The sequence below is a fragment of the Leptospira wolbachii serovar Codice str. CDC genome, assembly GCF_000332515.2.
In the GTDB taxonomy this organism is placed as follows: domain Bacteria; phylum Spirochaetota; class Leptospiria; order Leptospirales; family Leptospiraceae; genus Leptospira_A; species Leptospira_A wolbachii.
Map to the genome: position 1 here is coordinate 1505805 of NZ_AOGZ02000014.1, position 17029 is coordinate 1522833.

The 17029-nt window shown below is 36.9% G+C and carries 20 protein-coding genes; 19 read left to right on the forward strand and 1 reads right to left on the reverse strand.

The features are described 5' to 3' along the window. Positions 1-5: 5 nt before the first annotated feature. The 19 genes from LEP1GSC195_RS12470 to LEP1GSC195_RS12560 all read left to right on the forward strand — a co-directional run bounded on the left by LEP1GSC195_RS12470 (position 6) and on the right by LEP1GSC195_RS12560 (position 15666). The gene (locus LEP1GSC195_RS12470) at positions 6-617 is read left to right on the forward strand and encodes a hypothetical protein (protein WP_015681240.1); all 612 of its coding nucleotides are present in this window, start codon (positions 6-8) and stop codon (positions 615-617) included. Continuing rightward, positions 607-993, forward strand: a complete 387-nt coding sequence (locus tag LEP1GSC195_RS12475) for a nitrous oxide reductase accessory protein NosL (RefSeq protein ID WP_015682029.1) — start codon at positions 607-609, stop codon at positions 991-993. Before LEP1GSC195_RS12470 ends, LEP1GSC195_RS12475 begins: the two co-directional genes overlap by 11 nt. After that, positions 947-2305, forward strand: coding sequence for a nitrous oxide reductase family maturation protein NosD (locus tag LEP1GSC195_RS12480; RefSeq protein WP_015682487.1), 1359 nt, complete (start codon positions 947-949; stop codon positions 2303-2305). Before LEP1GSC195_RS12475 ends, LEP1GSC195_RS12480 begins: the two co-directional genes overlap by 47 nt. After that, positions 2302-3009 carry an ABC transporter ATP-binding protein gene (locus LEP1GSC195_RS12485; protein WP_015681038.1) on the forward strand — a complete coding sequence of 236 codons (708 nt, stop codon included), beginning with the start codon at positions 2302-2304 and terminating at the stop codon, positions 3007-3009. Before LEP1GSC195_RS12480 ends, LEP1GSC195_RS12485 begins: the two co-directional genes overlap by 4 nt. Further along, on the forward strand, positions 3006-3791 hold the full coding sequence (locus LEP1GSC195_RS12490) for an ABC transporter permease (protein ID WP_015681559.1): 786 nt from the start codon (positions 3006-3008) through the stop codon (positions 3789-3791). The genes LEP1GSC195_RS12485 and LEP1GSC195_RS12490 overlap by 4 nt, the downstream gene beginning before the upstream one ends. Before the next feature lie 92 nt (positions 3792-3883). Next, positions 3884-4297 carry an LIC_11090 family protein gene (locus LEP1GSC195_RS12495; protein WP_015681160.1) on the forward strand — a complete coding sequence of 138 codons (414 nt, stop codon included), beginning with the start codon at positions 3884-3886 and terminating at the stop codon, positions 4295-4297. A gap of 101 nt (positions 4298-4398) precedes the next feature. Continuing rightward, positions 4399-5184 carry a hypothetical protein gene (locus tag LEP1GSC195_RS12500; protein WP_015681665.1) on the forward strand — a complete coding sequence of 262 codons (786 nt, stop codon included), beginning with the start codon at positions 4399-4401 and terminating at the stop codon, positions 5182-5184. 68 nt (positions 5185-5252) lie between these two features. Next, a complete protein-coding gene (locus LEP1GSC195_RS12505) occupies positions 5253-6866 on the forward strand; it encodes a copper chaperone PCu(A)C (RefSeq protein ID WP_015682615.1) in 1614 nt (537 codons plus the stop codon). A 194-nt stretch (positions 6867-7060) separates the two neighbouring features. Then, positions 7061-7672, forward strand: coding sequence for a GNAT family N-acetyltransferase (locus tag LEP1GSC195_RS12510; RefSeq protein ID WP_015680768.1), 612 nt, complete (start codon positions 7061-7063; stop codon positions 7670-7672). Positions 7673-7683: 11 nt separating this feature from the next. Continuing rightward, positions 7684-8445 carry a phytanoyl-CoA dioxygenase family protein gene (locus LEP1GSC195_RS12515; RefSeq protein ID WP_015681598.1) on the forward strand — a complete coding sequence of 254 codons (762 nt, stop codon included), beginning with the start codon at positions 7684-7686 and terminating at the stop codon, positions 8443-8445. A gap of 183 nt (positions 8446-8628) precedes the next feature. After that, a complete protein-coding gene (locus tag LEP1GSC195_RS12520) occupies positions 8629-9126 on the forward strand; it encodes a DinB family protein (RefSeq protein WP_015680585.1) in 498 nt (165 codons plus the stop codon). Position 9127: 1 nt separating this feature from the next. Continuing rightward, entirely contained in the window at positions 9128-9535 is a 408-nt protein-coding gene (locus tag LEP1GSC195_RS12525; protein ID WP_015682164.1) for a hypothetical protein, read from the forward strand. Further along, a complete protein-coding gene (locus LEP1GSC195_RS12530; RefSeq protein WP_015681659.1) occupies positions 9525-9974 on the forward strand; it encodes a GNAT family N-acetyltransferase in 450 nt (149 codons plus the stop codon). The genes LEP1GSC195_RS12525 and LEP1GSC195_RS12530 overlap by 11 nt, the downstream gene beginning before the upstream one ends. Positions 9975-9998: 24 nt before the next feature. Further along, positions 9999-10601: an FMN-binding negative transcriptional regulator gene (locus LEP1GSC195_RS12535; protein WP_015682128.1), complete on the forward strand. Its 603-nt coding sequence runs from the start codon at positions 9999-10001 to the stop codon at positions 10599-10601. Between the two features lie 56 nt (positions 10602-10657). Further along, complete coding sequence (chrA, locus tag LEP1GSC195_RS12540) at positions 10658-11836, forward strand: chromate efflux transporter (protein ID WP_015682628.1); 1179 nt, start codon at positions 10658-10660, stop codon at positions 11834-11836. 18 nt (positions 11837-11854) lie between these two features. Then, entirely contained in the window at positions 11855-13417 is a 1563-nt protein-coding gene (locus tag LEP1GSC195_RS12545) for an NAD(P)/FAD-dependent oxidoreductase (RefSeq protein WP_015682528.1), read from the forward strand. 2 nt (positions 13418-13419) lie between these two features. Further along, positions 13420-14718, forward strand: coding sequence for a DUF2079 domain-containing protein (locus tag LEP1GSC195_RS12550; protein WP_015682022.1), 1299 nt, complete (start codon positions 13420-13422; stop codon positions 14716-14718). 40 nt (positions 14719-14758) lie between these two features. Next, complete coding sequence (locus tag LEP1GSC195_RS12555) at positions 14759-15334, forward strand: LBF_2127 family putative lipoprotein (protein ID WP_015681498.1); 576 nt, start codon at positions 14759-14761, stop codon at positions 15332-15334. Then, positions 15304-15666, forward strand: coding sequence for a hypothetical protein (locus LEP1GSC195_RS12560; RefSeq protein WP_015680524.1), 363 nt, complete (start codon positions 15304-15306; stop codon positions 15664-15666). Before LEP1GSC195_RS12555 ends, LEP1GSC195_RS12560 begins: the two co-directional genes overlap by 31 nt. Here LEP1GSC195_RS12560 and LEP1GSC195_RS12565 read toward each other — a convergent pair. After that, positions 15663-17021: a TolC family protein gene (locus LEP1GSC195_RS12565; protein WP_015681019.1), complete on the reverse strand. Its 1359-nt coding sequence runs from the start codon at positions 17019-17021 to the stop codon at positions 15663-15665. The genes LEP1GSC195_RS12560 and LEP1GSC195_RS12565 overlap by 4 nt on opposite strands. Positions 17022-17029 lie beyond the last annotated feature (8 nt).

The following is a 17029-nucleotide window of genomic DNA, read 5'->3' on the forward strand; positions in this document are numbered from 1 at the left end:
CTTGTATGAAAACTTTACTTTTCCAAACGTTAAGTAAAAGAAACCGGCTCCTAATCTTAGGGGTCGGTTTAGTTCTGATTTTGGTGTATTTGATTCCCATTTGGTCCATATCCATTTCGGCTCCACAGTACCCCGAGGGACTCGGAATGCAAATTTGGATCAATAAAATCACCGGTGCCACACCTTATGATTTAAAAAACATCAACCTTCTGAATCATTACATTGGTATGCAAGAGATCGTTTCGGAATCCATTCCAGAACTTCTTTTTATGCCGTATGTTCTTGCTTATCTGATCTTTGGTGCCTTTATCACTGAACTCTATCCCAAAGTGGGGATGGCAATTCTTGGGATCATAAACCTAGTGATTGTTGGGCTTGTGGGACTTTCTGATTTTTGGAGATGGGAATATAACTACGGACACAACTTAAATCCAGAAGCTCCTATCATTGTGGAAGGAATGGCTTACCAGCCACCACTACTTGGTTGCAAGGAAATGTTAAACATTACTGCTTGTAGTTATCCTTCGTATGGTGGTATGATTTTAGGACTTAGCCTCGTCGTATTGGTATATATTCTCTGGGATGAAAATCGTAGGAAAAAATCAAATGTGGTTTAAGAACTTAAAACTTGTTTGTATTTTCTTCACAGTTGGCCTGATCAACTGTGGGGAAGTCCATCCCGAACGATTGACAGTTGGGGAAATGAAATGTAGTCATTGTTCAATGAACATTGTAGATATGCGATTTCATACACAACTCATCACTTATAAAGGAAAAAGATACCATTTCGATGCCATTGAATGTTTGGAGCAATTTCAAAAAGACAAAGACTTAAAAACACAAAAAATATGGGTCACTAACTATTTAGATACAAACGAATTTCTCTCGAAAGACGAGGCAATCATCATTCATTCAGACAAAATTCGTTCGCCAATGGGTGCAGGACTTGCCGCTTTTAAAACTCATGAAGACTCTATCCCATTTCAAAAGTAAAAGGATTGATCAAAGAACCAATTTGAATCATAAACACCATTTAATCAACAACCACATCCATCTCGCATGGAAAAAGTTCTTTTCTATTTTTGCTTTTATACTTTTCTCTATTTTCCCTATCTATCCTTTGTCTGCAAAAACCATTGCTGTTTGTTCCAATTGCACGGTAAAATCAGTAAAAACTGCTATCGCTCTTTCTCAAAACGGAGACACCATAAAAATCCAAACAGGAACCTACAAAGAAGGATTTTTACCAATTACAAAATCCATCACAATCGTAGGAGAAGCCGGTGTTGTGATCGACGGACTCAAAGAAAAACATGTGTTTGGAATTTATTCCAACGGAGTGCGCCTAGAAAATTTAAAAATCATGGGAAGTGGAATCTCTGATTTAACCGAATATGCTGGAGTTTATGCTGATAAAGTCAAAAACTGCCATTTCGAAAACTTAATTTTAGAAGATAATGTCTATGGTTTTTATCTCGCAGAAACAACCAACTGCACACTCAAAAATAATATTTCCATAGGAAACGCAGAAAATGAAGTCCTCGGTGGGAACGGCATCCACCTTTGGTCTGCCAGCAATAACAAAATCATTGGAAACAAACTACAAAAACACCGTGATGGAATTTATTTAGAATTTTCAGAGAACTTAGACATTCAAGGCAATGAATCCAAAGAGAACATTCGTTATGGAATGCATTTTATGTCTTCCAGCCATAACCAATTCAATCGGAATATTTTCAAAAACAATTCTGCCGGTGTTGCCGTGATGTATAGTAAAGATATCATCATGGAAGAAAATGAGTTTATGGATAACTGGGGAGAAAGTTCGAATGGAATTCTTTTAAAAGATATTGCAGATAGCACATTGTCTAAAAATCGATTCGAAGGGAATACAATTGCTGTGTTTGCCGATGGAATTACCAATATAAAGTTTCTGAATAATGATTTTATCAACAATGGTTGGGGAATTAAAATCCTAGGAAATACTGATTATAACAAAATTATAGATAATAATTTTATAAAGAATGTATTTGATGTAAGCACCAATACAAAATCTACTACCAATGAATTTGTAAATAACTACTGGGATCACTATGAAGGTTATGATTTGGACAAAGATCATATCGGTGATGTTCCCCACAAAACCATTCATTTTTTTGGTTACTGGATTGCTGTGTATCCTTTCCTAATGGTGCTTTATGAATCCCCAGTGGTTCTTTTTTTACAAGGGATTGAAAAAGCCTTCCCCATTGTGACACCGATCGAATTTGAAGACCAACATCCTAGGATGAAGGAAAGAATATGATAGAAGTAAAAAATCTTACCATCAGTTACGGTGGTAACTCTGTTGCCGTCAAAGATGTAAACTTTCAAACAGAATCAGGGAATATTGTATCCATCATTGGCCCTAATGGATCAGGAAAAAGTTCTCTCATCAAAGGAATCCTGGGACTCGTACAACCCAGTTCTGGACAAATTTTATTCCAAAGCAAAATCAATGAACCACATACCATCGGTTATATGCCACAAACGCCTCGTTTCCCAACAAATATTAAAGTAAGAGAACTAATTTCGTTTTTTAAAAAACTAGAACTTGTTGAGGAAGAAAGATTTCAAAACCTTTTATCAATTTTAGAGTTAAATAGCCACATGGATAAAAAAATTGGATCTCTATCGGGAGGAACCAAACAAAAAATTAGCATCCTCCAGTGTTTTTCTTCCAAAAAAGATCTGTATGTGATCGATGAACCCACTGCCAGTTTAGATCCATATATCTCGCATTTATTAAAATCTCTTTTGGCAGAAAAGAAAAAAGAAGGTTCTCTTGTTATATTTTCAACTCATATATTAAAGGAGTTACAAGAGTTAGCCGACAGATTTCTTCTTTTATCAGAAGGGTCCATTCTGATTGATGATTCTCCGGAAAATTTTCTCAGAAAAAACAACAAAACTGATTTAGATCAGGCACTAATGAATTTCTGGAATGAGGAATACAAAACAAAGCCATGAAAGAAATTTTATTTTTTGAAATCAAAGAAAATATCAGAAGTCGATGGGTATTCATTTACTCAGGAATTCTCATCCTTGTGATGATGATCTTAAGTTTTTTTGGAGATCAGAATGGAATCCGATTGCTCGTAAGCACAATGAACTTAACACTCATTGTCATTCCTTTATTCGCTATTACATTTTCTGGAATGTCATTTTTAGAATCGATGCCTTTTGCTGAAGTATTACTTTCTAAATCAGTAAGTAGAAGTTCTCTTTTTTTGGGCAAGTATTTAGGAATCACGGTATCACTTTCCCTCGGATTATTATTCGGTTTAGGTATTCCTGGGTTTTTTCTTTTTTCAAATGAACCTAAATTCCTATTTTTATTTTCTGAGTTACTCGTTTTTGGAATTTTCTTAACAGCAATCTTTGTAGCACTAGCGTTTTTAGTTTCTTCTTTGATTCGAAGGGGAGAAATTGTTTTAACTGTTTCTCTTTTGGTTTGGTTGTACTTCTTTATCTTTTTCGATGCCCTTGTTTTTATCTTTAGTTTGTATTTAGGTGACTATCCAATAGAAATTCCCTCTCTAATCGTTATTTTACTTAACCCGATCGACTTAATTAGAATTCTTTTAATTTTACAAACCAGCTCTTCTGCCCTGCTAGGATTTTCTGGTGCCTTACTATTAAGGCAATTAGGACTGTACGGTGTGTTCGGCATTACTATTTTGTTTCTAAGTTTATGGGTCAGCATCCCACTATACATAGCTTTTAAACGATTCCAAAAACGAAATTTTTAGAGTATGATTTATATCAATTGAGTTATTTGAGTGCACTTGATTTAGATCATTGAAAAACTAAGAGGTGCCTTGTAAAATGATATACAATCATCATGAAACGTTGGTTACAAATAGCCTCGGTTTTGATCTTACTTCCCTTTATAGGTAAAATCCTATTTTTGGAAACTGGATTACTTGCCCAGTCTATGTACCGCCTTTCTATGATTTGTCATTGCAACCACGGTTCCAAAAACGAAATCCATAAAGAAGAAGAATCCCATTCTTCACAGAGGATTACCTGCCACCTAACCAAAGGGAGTGGTCCTCACCAATGTTCCTGTGCCAAGAAAAAATCAGCGACTAAGATTCTTCAATCTCAGTCTATGAATCCTAGTTTTACGACAGAAACAAAATTAAATAACTTAATTGCCTATGATGTAATCATCCTCGCCTTCAAGACAAACTTCCTCCTCTTGACAGGTTTTTCCCACCCACCTGACAAACCACCAAGACATATCCTTACCTAAGATGTAACGAATTCGCTCCCCTTATAAGGAGCAGTAACAAAATCAATTAGGCAAACTGAATCAAAAGTTTAGTCCTTGGACTTCTATACAAAGGTAATTTTATGTTTAAGAATCTATTTCATATCTCTCTCGTGTGTTTGTTCATCTTCAATTGTAGTATGGCCAATAAAACGGATGCGAATAATGCTTCGAATCTTCTCGCCCTCATTGTTGCAGCAAACAACAATCCTGGTTGTTCCATTTCTTCTACTACAGCAATCACAAGCAACCTCACTCAAGTAGAAAGCAAACCTCGAACAAAATATTCAATCTATGGATGTGATGAAGGCGGGTTTCGGAATTTGGATCTAACACAATCAGAAGTAACCAAAGGTGCAACAGGATCCACAGCATCTTCTGTTCTGTTTACAAACAATGATGTGATGCTTGCAACAAACAAAGGAGGAACTAATATAGAAGTATCCTTCATTTTGAACTCACCGACTAGCAGCTTAGATGTGATCGCCTATGGAACAGGAAATCCAGTAAGTGGGCCCACATACCGATTGATTGCCGGTGCACAAACACAATACAAAAATGCAGCGGGTGTGTTTGGCAACACTGGTAAAGGTGGATCTGTTGCGGCACCTATACCAGTCGTGGGAACTAGTTATACATTTTGCCTAGACTTCCAATCCACACCAGGTGGATCCAGATTTCTAAATGGTTTTAACAAACCATGTTCGGAACTTACAGATACGGAAAGAGGATCGATGTCCTACTATCCAATCATGCAAATGATGAATGTTCCAGTGTATACAGGTGGCAATCGATTGGGTTTTGTATTGAATGGAGTTACCATCACTTCTTTCACAGTCGGTTCCATTGTATCTAACACAGAAATGTAAATTCTCTCTCCAAACACTTGTCATACTGGTGAATCAAGTAGCCAGTATGATTTTTTGGGAAAGGACCCATGACAGAAATGAAACTTAAAATTTTAATCATTATACTTATTATGACCACTCCTCTTCTTTCTAAAGAGGTAAAACTTGAGAATGCTTATATCAAATATACATCCTCTTCAAACTCTGTTGTTTATCTTACTTTAAACAATACTTCCAATACAGAAAAAAAACTCATCGAAACAAAATCAAACATAGCGGATCGAGTAGAGTTATTCACAATGAAACCATCGGATTCGGGAACAAAAATGATTCCAGTTTCTGAAATTCCAATTCCAAAAAAAAGTTTAGTGCATCTCACTCCGAAAGGGTATCATATCATGCTTTTCGGAATCAAATCCCCACTCAAATTAAAAGAATCCATACCTTTTCGTTTTCTATTTTCCGATGGATCGGAGATTCAAATCAACATTCCTGTGGAATCAAATCCACCTAACAAAGAAATTAACTCCAAACTAACAGGTCAGGCTACAAAAACAGATGATCCATCTTCTGGGAACGGAACAGATGAAACGGATATGTCAACTTACGACCCAAATGAATCATCTAACGAAGACCATTTGAATCATGACCACTCTGGGCACGAAGGACATGAACAACACAACCGAGCCGACGCTTTAGCTCCTGCGGGAATTATGAATCCACATATCCATGAAAAAGGTAAGTGGATGATTGATTACCGTTACATGGGAATGAAGATGTGGGGTTTGCAGTCGGGAACCAGTGGATTGTCCGATCTTGGGACTTTGTATTTTCCTTACACCGACCCCACGGTTCAAATGCCAACAGGAAGTTTGATTACAAGCTCACCATTAGGGACAACAATTCCAGTTTTATCACCTAACAAGTACAATTACATGTCTGTTCCTACAGATATGGTGATGGAAATGAACATGGTAAGTGCTATGACTTCCATTTCTGACAAGTGGATGATCATGTTTATGGTTCCGGCAGTAAAAAACAAAATGACCATGGCATCAAGTAATTTTGACCGCGCACCTATGAGTTCTGCGGGTATTGGGGATGTAAGTTTTAGCACTGCTTACCGATTGATAAAAACAGAACATCAAAATTTTTTCACTGGGATGGGTCTATCTCTTCCCACAGGTTCAATTGATGAAAGAGACAATATGCCTATGATGGGAAAACAAAAGGTTCCTTATAATATGCAACCAGGAACAGGTACCTATAGTTTGTTACCGCAATTGTCATATAACGGGAATTATAAGAGAATTTCCTGGGGAGCCCAATCACAAGCAACCTTACGTATAGGAAAAAATGATAACAACTATCGATTTGGAAATCGGTATGAAGTCTCTGGTTGGTTATCTTTTCTTGTGCACGAAACCATGTCACTCTCAGTCCGAGTAGCCAAACAAAAATGGCTCAACTTACAAGGAATGGATGCGACCTTAGATCCCAAGATGGATCCGCAAAATGATCCCTACCGCCAAGGAGGAACGCGGAGTGACCTACTCATCGGTGTTAACTTTCTTGTTACAAGTGGAATTTTACAAGGGGCTCGGTTTGGATTCGAATATGGTAAACCCTTCCATCAAAATCTAAACGGACCACAACTAGGAACAAGAGAACTCATCAATGTATTTGCTTCGTTTACATTTTAAAGTTTAAAAATATTATATTTTCCTTTGGCGCACATCTCCGGCTCTCCGCTGCAATCTTTCCCTTCGGGAAAGGATTTCCGCTGTGATCCGGGGCGCGGGAGATAGAATTCTCTATTGACGAATCATCGCGATTCAAAAAAAATTTGGATAGTTATCTAACTAAATTTTAGGATTCCAATTTCCAATACTTACCAATGACCAATAACCACCTAACTATTCGTAAAGCAATACCCTCTGATAAGGATTTCATTGTCCCACTCATCTATTCTTCAGGACCTAAGGCCTGGACTTTTGTATTCCAAGAAGGGCAAAAAACTGCTTTTGACTTTTTAAATACGTCGTATGTTCGTCGGGGAAATACGGTTTCGTATACCAACCATTTTGTGGCTGAGATAGAGGGTCGGGTCGTTGGTTCTATTCTTTCTTACTCACAACCTAGTTTTTTAGCACTCACATTAGGAACTGCCCTTCGAATCCTTTCTGTGTATGGACTTCGAGCTCCGAAAGTGATGGCCCGAGGACTCAAAACAGAAACCATCATCCAACCACCAAAGTCAGGATGTTTGTATTTAGGTCATATTGCCGTTTTAGAAACGGAAAGAAACAAGGGGATCGCCAAAGAACTTATCAACTTTATGATATCTAAAGAAACAAAATATAAAACTTCCTCTTTGGATGTTTCGGCAGAAAACCAACCTGCCATATCCCTCTATCAAAAGTTAGGTTTTCAAATCAAAGAAACAAGACATCCTTTGGGTTGGGAGGGAACGATTCCTTCGCACTACTATATGGAAAAACAAATTTAATTTTTCTGTGTATGAACGGTATAGATTCAGAAACAAAATCTAAATTAAAAACATTGGGTTACCACTTGTTTCCCAATCTGATTCCACTTGATAGAATCAGATTGTTAAAAGAAATCCTTATTCGCACTAACGAGGAATGGTTGCAGGAATTTCAGAATCCAAAGAATATAAATAGTGCTTATCTGACTTCCGCAAAGTATATGAAAGATAAAAATGATAGAAAAACTCTATTTGAATTTATAGAGTCCGATTTGTTGCTGGATGTTTGTGATTTGATTTTCAATGATCCTATATACTTTCTCAATACACAGATCTTTTTTAATCCTTTAGACCCAAACAAACTACCCTATTGGCATAGGGACATCCAATACCTCGGAATCTCTGAAGAAGAACAAAAAAACCGAATAGAGAAAGACCATGTTTGGCACTTTCGCATTCCTTTAGAGGAAGATCCTGGAATTTGGCTTATTCCCGGTTCCCACACTCGTTGGGATACAGAGAAAGAGAGGCAAGTGCGTTTGGAACTCGAGGGAAAGAAAAACAATGCGGACATGGAAGGTCAAATTCTTATCCCACACAATCCCGGTGATCTTTTAGTATTTTCAGCTCACCTGATTCACAAAGGGAATTACGGTTCCAATCGTTTTTCTTTTGATATCCTATACACTAACTTTCCAGAACAAAAACAAATCGCAGAAAAATGGAATCATTTCCCAGAGGAAAACTACCAACGGAAAAATCCAAAAAGAAAAACCCTTTTCCAATTAGTTTAAACGGAAATTCAGGAGGGAGGATTTTTGTCTGCGCCAGCGACCGCAGTGGAAATCCTTTCCCGAAGGGAAAGATTGGAACGTAGGGCGCGGTCGTGTCACAAAAAAGATTCCACTCAACTAACAATTTCGAGGCGCCCAAATTTAGTCATTGATTTCCCTTTATAATAATAAAAACCATTCACTATGAAAGATTTTTTCTTACGAAACAATGCTTATCATATTTGGGCTACAAAACTTCTATATGAATCACTGGAAAACATTTCTGAGGAAAATTACAAAAAGGATCTAGGTTTATTTTTTAAATCGATTCATGGAACTCTCAATCATTTGTTACTGGTAGAAAAAGTTTGGTATTCAAGGCTTGTGGGGGAAGTATATGTTCCTCTATCTCTCGCAGAAGAAATCGAATCAGACCGCCAAACATTAAAAATACGGATGATCCAAACATTGGAGAAGTGGAACACTTGGTTACAGGATCTAGACAATTCAGTTTGGCCCACTCTCTTTCGTTATAAAACCATGCGAGGGTTCGAAGCGGAACTTATTTTCAGTGATGTGGTCCAACACGATTTTAACCACCGCACACACCATAGAGGCCAGATTACTTCCGCTATTACACAGTTAGGTGAGAAGTCTCCCGAAATTGATTTTGTATATTACCTTCAATCACTAGGAAAATAATATGTGGAACCCCTCCAAAAAAACAAGAACGATCGCAATTAAGATTTTAATCGCTTTGTTTTCTTTGACTATGATTTTTCATGTTGCAGCACTACTCCAACTCATTCCCTTCCAATTCCTTTGGGGAGGAAGGCTTAGCAGTTTAGAAGAGATGTATGTAATGGAAACGGTCTCTCTTCTAGTAAACGGTTTTTTTCTTTGGTCAAGCTTTCGGTATTTATATTACATAAACCAAGGTTTGGTGCCCGTTTGGATCCGAATTGTGTTTGGTTTCATCGGAATTATTTTTTTACTAAATACTATTGGGAATCTAGTTGCCATCACAAATTTGGAAACTTTACTGGCTACACCGGTAACAGCATTTTTAACCGGAATTTGTTTCTCATTGGTACCCAAATATGAAAATTAGACAAGCTAACTATAAAGACGTTTCCAAACTTTCGGAAATTTTTGATGCATACAGACAGTTCTATGGACAAACTTCTGATATAACGGGAGCTACGCGCTTCTTACAAGATAGAATGGAACATGGGCAATCCATTATCTTTTTAGCAGAAGATTCAAAATCAGGAGACATTGTTGGGTTCACACAACTTTACCCTGTGTTTTCTTCCATTTCGATGCAAAGATCTTACATTCTAAATGATCTTTTTGTAAAAAAAGAATTCCGCAAACAAGGACTCGCCAAACAATTGATTGCCGAAGCGAAGTCTTTTACCAAAACCAATTCGGGAAAAGGTTTGGAACTTTCCACTTCGACACACAACAAAGAAGCCCGTGCTTTGTATGCAAAAGAAGCTTTCGTAGAAGAAATGGAATTTTTGACTTATTTTTGGAAGTCAGTCTAATTTATTTTAGAGGAGTAGATAGCAGTGTACATCCCCGATTCTTTTAAAATGGAAACTGAGTTCATTTACCAATGTATTGAAGAGAATTCCTTTTCTATATTGGTTTCTGAAAATAATGGAGAGATGATAGCGACTCACTTACCCCTACTCCTTTCTGATGACAAACAATCGTTAATTGGTCACTTTGCAAAACCAAATCCACAAAAAGATAGTTTCGGAAAAGAAGTACTTTGTATCTTTTCTGGACCTCATTGTTATATTTCGCCGGCTTGGTATGAAACAGACCGAGCCGTCCCCACTTGGAATTTTATCGCAGTACATGCCAAAGGAATTCTGAATATTGTAGAAGATCCAAAAAAAATTCATACGAGTTTGGTGAAACTTGTCAAAAAATTCGAATCCAAAGATTCAAAATATAAAATGGATCAGGTAGATACTCAATATATCGAAGGATTAAAAAAAGGAATTGTTCCTTTTGAAATCAAAATCACTCATCTTGAAGGAAAACAAAAACTAAGTCAGAACCATTCCGAGGAACGTCGAAATCTAGTAATTAAAGAATTGGAAATATTGCCAGGTGAAAATGAAAGGGCCATCGCCAAATTAATGAAAGACAGTATAAACTAGGAAAAAGAAAGTTCAAATCTCAATACTTTGTTATTGGATATTTAAAAACTAAATTTATGAATCTATATTGGGATCTATTCAAAACTTTTTTGATTTTAGGATGTACTTCCTTTGGAGGTCCGATCGCACATTTAGGTTACTTCCAACATGAATTTGTAGAAAAGAAAAAATGGATCTCTTCTTCCGCCTATGCAGACTTAGTTGCTTTATCTCAATTTTTACCTGGTCCTGCAAGTAGCCAAGTTGGAATTGCCATTGGACAAATTCGCGGAGGTATCCTCGGTGGAATTCTTGCTTGGTTTGCTTTTACACTTCCCTCTGCAATCATCATGATTCTTTTCGGGCTTGGTGTTGGTTTGTATCCTGAATTTTGGAACCAAGGTGTTTTACACGGATTCAAAATCGCAGCAGTAGTTGTTGTCTCACATGCGGTTTGGTCTATGGGTGTAAAACTTTGTCCTGATAAAGAAAGGATTAGTTTGGCACTACTCGCATTATTTTTTTCCGTTGCCATTGGCGGCACTTACGGCCAGATCCTTCCTATTTTGTTAGGTGGAATTTTTGGTTTTTTCTTTTTAAAAAAGGAAGCTAACCTCCCTCATTCTCCTTCTGGATTTAAAATTTCCCATATTTATTCATATACACTACTTACCATTTTTTTTCTGATTCTATTTCTTCTTCCCTTTTTATCCAACTTCTTACAAAATCAGTCCCTACGCATTTTTGATAGTTTTTTTCGAGTGGGTTCCTTGGTCTTTGGTGGTGGACATGTTGTACTGCCCTTACTCAAAGAAGAAGTAGTCACAACTGGTTTAGTATCCAACCAATTGTTTATGGTGGGCTATGGGGCTGCCCAGGCCATCCCCGGGCCTCTCTTTACCTTCACCGCTTATTTAGGAACAGTATCTACACTAGCACCTAATGGAATTCTAGGTGGAGTCTTTTGTTTGGTTGCCGCATTTTTACCAGCTTACCTACTCATCATCGGAGTCCTTCCAGTTTGGGAAAAGTTTCGAAAGGAAACTTGGTTAAAACAATCGATGGCAGGAATCAATGCAGTGGTTGTCGGTTTACTTATTGCTGCTCTTTATTCTCCTGTTTGGACAGAAGCCATTTTCAATAGATTTGATTTTCTTGTATTTGCATTGGGGTTTGTTTTACTTATGTTTTGGAAACTTCCCTCGTGGGTCATTGTAGGTGTTTGTGCCTTCTTTGGTTTTTGTTTGAATTTTTAATTTAGGAAAAAATCTTCCGTGAAACTAGAATTAAATGTAAGAGTGACTCCAGAGATTGCCGCAAACCCAGACAATCTCCTACAATTTGTTTCCAAACAAAACAAAATTCCAAAGACATCCATTAAACATATTGAATGCACCTCTCGTTCCATCGATGCGAGGCAAAGAAATGTTGTCTTCCAGTTGCGATTAGATGTGTATGTAAACGAAGATTTTATTCCTTTGGAATATCCAATCCCTAGTTTTCCCAATGTAAGTTTAGAGGAACCAGTGATTATCATTGGAGCCGGTCCAGCTGGATTATTTGCCGCCTTACGCGTATTAGAATTAGGGAAGAAACCAATTATCCTGGAACGAGGAAAAAATGTAAAAGATCGTATTGAAGACCTACGAGGAATCAACGTCCATCATATTGTAAACGAAGATTCGAATTATTGTTTTGGCGAAGGGGGAGCTGGAACCTATTCTGATGGAAAACTTTATACCAGATCCAAAAAAAGAGGAAATATCCGCAAGGTATTGGAGTATCTTGTTACATTTGGAGCAACAAAACAGATATTAGTTGATGCTCATCCTCATATCGGGACAAACAAACTCCCACGGATCATTCAAAATATTAGAGAGAGTATCCTTGCCTCGGGTGGAGAGATTCATTTTCAAACACGAATCACCGATTTAATTCTATCTGGAAATTCCATCATGGGAGTGAAATCTCTCACTGGCGAAAAGTGGACTGCAAAAAATGTCATCATTGCTACAGGCCACTCAGGGCGAGAGATGTTTCAACTACTCTACGAAAAAGGAATCGAAATCCAAACAAAACCTTTAGCCATCGGTGTTCGTGTGGAACACCCACAAAGTTTAATTGATTCGATCCAATACCATTGTGATGTCAAAAATCCATTATTACCTGCCTCCGAATACTCACTTGTGAAACAAATTAACGGCAGGGGAGTATATAGTTTTTGCATGTGTCCTGGTGGAGTGATTGCACCTTGCGCCACCAAACCCGGAGAAGTTGTCACTAATGGATGGTCTAGTGCAGAACGTTCACGCCCTACGGCAAACTCTGGCATTGTCGTTGAACTTCGATTTGATGACTTCAAACCATTTGAATCCTTTGGAGTTTTTTCTGCTCTTAAATACCAATCAGCGATTGAACAGAAAGCCTTCCAAATGAATGGAGGAACACAAAAAGCCCCTGCTCAAAGAATGGTTGATTTCACAAAGGATAGAATCTCAACCGACCTACCAAAAACTTCCTATACACCCGGTCTTGTCTCCGTATCTCTTTCTGATTTACTTCCTCCACTCATCTCTGACTCTCTGAAAAAAGGATTTCAAGAATTTGAGTCCTCCATGAAAGGATACTTCACCAACGAAGCTATCATCCATGCACCGGAAACACGCACATCTTCTCCCATCCAAATTCCGAGAGATCCGGATACATTGGAACACATACGTATCAAGGGATTGTTTCCTTGTGGGGAAGGTGCAGGTTATGCGGGAGGGATTGTTTCTGCGGCAATTGATGGAATGAAATGTGCGGAATCTGCACTCACCGGTAGTTTTACAAAGTAGAAATGAAACGTATTCCGCACCATTTGCCATCCTTACTTTTGTGGATGCTCGTATTCTATTTTTTATCAGAAAGATCTATCTTTCGTTACCAACATATCGGTGCGGGAGTGGATATTGGTCTCTTTGAAAATCTTTTTTATAATTTAATCCATAATGCAAAGGCGGTCACTTCTATTGGGATTGATGGCAATTTACACCATTACTTTGCGGACCATATCAATTGGTATATCTATCCCTTATCTCTGTTATATGGCCTATTTTCCTTTGCGGAAACCTTACTCATATTCCAAGCTTTTGTTTTAAGTATTCCCATCCTCATTCTACCTCTGTATAAAAAAGATACACTCCACCAATGGATTTATCCTTTGTTATATGGTCTTTTTTTACCGATTTACTGGATTCAAATCTTTGATTTCCACCCTGAAGTCATTTGGATTCCCTTGTTTTTTTTGTTTGATTACTTTTGGAAACAAAAATCACCTTACTGGATCGTTTTCTTCATTCTAAGTTTGTTTGCCAAAGAAGAATGTGCTTTAGTTTGGATTGTTTTTTCCTTGCTTGAATGGAAATCACAAAAAAAAGAAAGCCTTTGGATCGGGACTGTATCCTTTCTTTATTTTCTCTTCTGTATTTTTTTACTCAGCGAGTTGAGAAGTCCTACCCCAAATAACCAAATCCCTGCACATTGGGAACGATATCAAAGTCCTATTGCAGCTTTACAAAATCTATATTTGTTTCCCTATCTCTTTTTATTTCTAAACTTACCTTTTTTATTTATCCAATTTAAGAATAAACGAATACTATGTTTAGTTCCCTATCTCTTATATTCGCTTTTATCTTCCTACGAAGTGAACAAAACTCCATTCACTCATCATAGTTTTATTGCTATTCCCATCATCATAATTAGCTTCCTAGAAGTTATGGATCAATTTCCAAAAAAATACAAACTTTTGTTTGGTGAAATTATCTTACTCGTATCAACAACTCTATTCTTTTGGTTTGGTCCTTTTTCAAAATCCTTCTCTTACAAAAAAGAATATATGAATCCCGGTATTTCTACAAAAGATATAACTACCCTTCGTAGTTTGGTTCCTGGAAAATCAGTAGTTTCGAATTTACCGCAGTATCTTTCCAATCGAAGTGAAGTTCAGTTGTTTTTACCTAATAAAGAATATTCTGCGGACTACTTTGTTTTCTACCAATTTCAAAATCAATTACCGCCAGCAGCTCTTCCAAAGGAATATAAATGGGAAAGGGAAATAGAAAACCACATCCAAGTATATAGACGTGAGGAAAATTGATTGATCCATTTTTAAAATCGCTTACACTGAACACTGAAAAATGAGATATCTTACTTATTACTTACCGTTTCTTTTTTTATTTCACTGCGCAGTCGATTTACGCCAGGTACCTCCCCCTTCACCCAATGGAAATACAAACCGAACACAAACTAACCTTCCCTTAGTGATCGGAAAATTTGAAATTCTTTCTGCCGACCGTGGAGCCTATACAGATGCATGGCGTATGGCTTGGAAAGGCCACCTAACATCCGCCAGTTTGTTTTCGAATGTTGTCCTGGAACTTAATCCCAAAACAACATCCGATTTTTACACCATTGATATAGAAATGAAAACGCATTATAATGACAAATACAATTGGTGGTATACCTGGCCGGTTTTATGGCCATTCACAGGAATTTGGCCCATTCAATACAGAGAGGCAGAATATACTGTAGATTTTAAATATAAATTATTTAAAAACAAATCCCTTCTGAATGAAGGAACCGTTACAAAAAAAGGGGACACTCATGAATTCCTGTATGGACTCTACAAAGTCAGGAACTTCCATCGAATGATTGAAGAAACAAACTTAGAAGCTGTTAGAACATGTATTCAAAATTTATCCGAATCATTATAATCTTAAACTTATTTAGTTTTGGTGGATGTGTGAGTATTCCTTTTCAACCGGCAAACCATACAGAAGATTGTTTGGCCTACTACTATCAAACCAAACGTCAAGTCACGGAAGTATTTGATGAAAATACACTGACACTCGGTCTTGTTGTTACTCTTTCCATACTCCATTCAGCGTTGTCCCCGATTTTTCTTTTACCAATTCTCACTACTCCTTATATTCATTACAAAAATAAGGTCAAATCGGATGAAATTCTAAGCCAATGGAAAAAAGATAGATGTGGGATTAGAGAAACTAATTCCGTGGAAACCAAAAATCGTCCAACAGATCTTTAATTATTTAGGAACTTCATAGTATCTCCTAAAAGAAGACCGATTTGAAGTCTCAGCTGGATTAGATCATAACGGTTTTGGATTTCATTTCGCATTACATCGCGGAGTCGCCTATCAACCGTTTGCAATTCAATAATGGAAGCGGATCCAGTTTTATAGGCTTTTTCCATAATTTGATAATTCTCTTCAGCAATACGTTTACTTTCACGTGAAATATCATATAACTCTATCAAGTTGTTATGTTGTTGGATCAATTCAAAGAGATACAATCCAGTATTCTCGCGTAAAAACTGAGATTGGGATTTTGCTAATTTGATTTCAATTTTAGATTTATCAAATTCGTTTTTAGACAACCAACGATTGAACAAAGGGAATCGAAATCCAAAATTACCACCAACATTAAAATCTGCATCGGAAGATCTAGCATACCGACTAAAATCATTTCGACTATAATCATAAACTTCCATAGAGTTTGCCCATGTACCACTCAAACCCGAAAAAGATTCCCGATTGGACTGGTTGTAAACATTCACAAAAAAATCAGGAACCCAAAGTTCGTTGAACCGAACCAACTTTTGGACTTCTAATATCTTCACTTGATTAATAGTCAAAATAATATCAAAATTAAGATCCGTTAAGTTCTTTTCATATTCAGTTAAAGTAGATTCCAAAGGAAGGATTTTGTAATCACGTTCTGGAATCTCTTTCAAAGAAACGTCTTTTAATAAAAACTTTCTTCTAAATATGGATTGGCTTTTTTGTTGATCTAACCTAGACTTGATTGCGTTGTATTTATAAAAGAAATAATCTACTTTAGAGTTTTGAGTCACTAAATATGATTCAATTCCTTGTTTATAAAGTTTTTGAACAGTCTGAAATTGTTTGTCCGCATCCGATTCATTTGAAAAATCGTAATCATAGAATGCTAAAAGTTTCAGAGTCTCAGCATATTGAAATGCTTGGTCAAACAACTCTTTTTGGTATAAGGCTCGATATTCCAATAACAATCGTTCGTATTCCAATTCCAAAATCAAATTGGTCAGAACTGTATTTCCCTGGTCTTGGAAATTCCAATTAAGATTTAAAGATGTACTCCAACCCTTTCTATTATAACCATCTCCTCGTAGTGCTTCGAAAAAAGGAGAATGTTCTAAATTGACAGAAGGTAAATAACGTAAATTTTTTGAATCAATATCAACTTTTTTTCGTTCAATTTCCATCTCTTTCAATTTCAATTCATAAGACTTTTCTCCAACTAACTTAGGTAAGTCATGAAAATCTACCGCATCTGACCATAAATTAGAAACCAGAAAAATCGATACAAAAACAGTAAGTATATATAAATAAAAACGAATCACTAAATCAA

Excerpts from the sequence above, each read along its gene's own strand:
- LEP1GSC195_RS12470 (WP_015681240.1), top strand. The coding sequence starts at position 6 with ATGAAAACTTTACTTTTCCAAACGTTAAGTAAAAGAAACCGGCTCCTA.
- LEP1GSC195_RS12475 (WP_015682029.1), top strand. The coding sequence starts at position 607 with ATGTGGTTTAAGAACTTAAAACTTGTTTGTATTTTCTTCACAGTTGGC.
- LEP1GSC195_RS12485 (WP_015681038.1), top strand. The coding sequence starts at position 2,302 with ATGATAGAAGTAAAAAATCTTACCATCAGTTACGGTGGTAACTCTGTT.
- LEP1GSC195_RS12490 (WP_015681559.1), top strand. The coding sequence starts at position 3,006 with ATGAAAGAAATTTTATTTTTTGAAATCAAAGAAAATATCAGAAGTCGA.
- LEP1GSC195_RS12495 (WP_015681160.1), top strand. The coding sequence starts at position 3,884 with ATGAAACGTTGGTTACAAATAGCCTCGGTTTTGATCTTACTTCCCTTT.
- LEP1GSC195_RS12500 (WP_015681665.1), top strand. The coding sequence starts at position 4,399 with ATGTTTAAGAATCTATTTCATATCTCTCTCGTGTGTTTGTTCATCTTC.
- LEP1GSC195_RS12505 (WP_015682615.1), top strand. The coding sequence starts at position 5,253 with ATGACAGAAATGAAACTTAAAATTTTAATCATTATACTTATTATGACC.
- LEP1GSC195_RS12510 (WP_015680768.1), top strand. The coding sequence starts at position 7,061 with ATGACCAATAACCACCTAACTATTCGTAAAGCAATACCCTCTGATAAG.
- LEP1GSC195_RS12515 (WP_015681598.1), top strand. The coding sequence starts at position 7,684 with ATGAACGGTATAGATTCAGAAACAAAATCTAAATTAAAAACATTGGGT.
- LEP1GSC195_RS12520 (WP_015680585.1), top strand. The coding sequence starts at position 8,629 with ATGAAAGATTTTTTCTTACGAAACAATGCTTATCATATTTGGGCTACA.
- LEP1GSC195_RS12525 (WP_015682164.1), top strand. The coding sequence starts at position 9,128 with ATGTGGAACCCCTCCAAAAAAACAAGAACGATCGCAATTAAGATTTTA.
- LEP1GSC195_RS12530 (WP_015681659.1), top strand. The coding sequence starts at position 9,525 with ATGAAAATTAGACAAGCTAACTATAAAGACGTTTCCAAACTTTCGGAA.
- chrA (WP_015682628.1), top strand. The coding sequence starts at position 10,658 with ATGAATCTATATTGGGATCTATTCAAAACTTTTTTGATTTTAGGATGT.
- LEP1GSC195_RS12550 (WP_015682022.1), top strand. The coding sequence starts at position 13,420 with ATGAAACGTATTCCGCACCATTTGCCATCCTTACTTTTGTGGATGCTC.
- LEP1GSC195_RS12555 (WP_015681498.1), top strand. The coding sequence starts at position 14,759 with ATGAGATATCTTACTTATTACTTACCGTTTCTTTTTTTATTTCACTGC.
- LEP1GSC195_RS12560 (WP_015680524.1), top strand. The coding sequence starts at position 15,304 with ATGTATTCAAAATTTATCCGAATCATTATAATCTTAAACTTATTTAGT.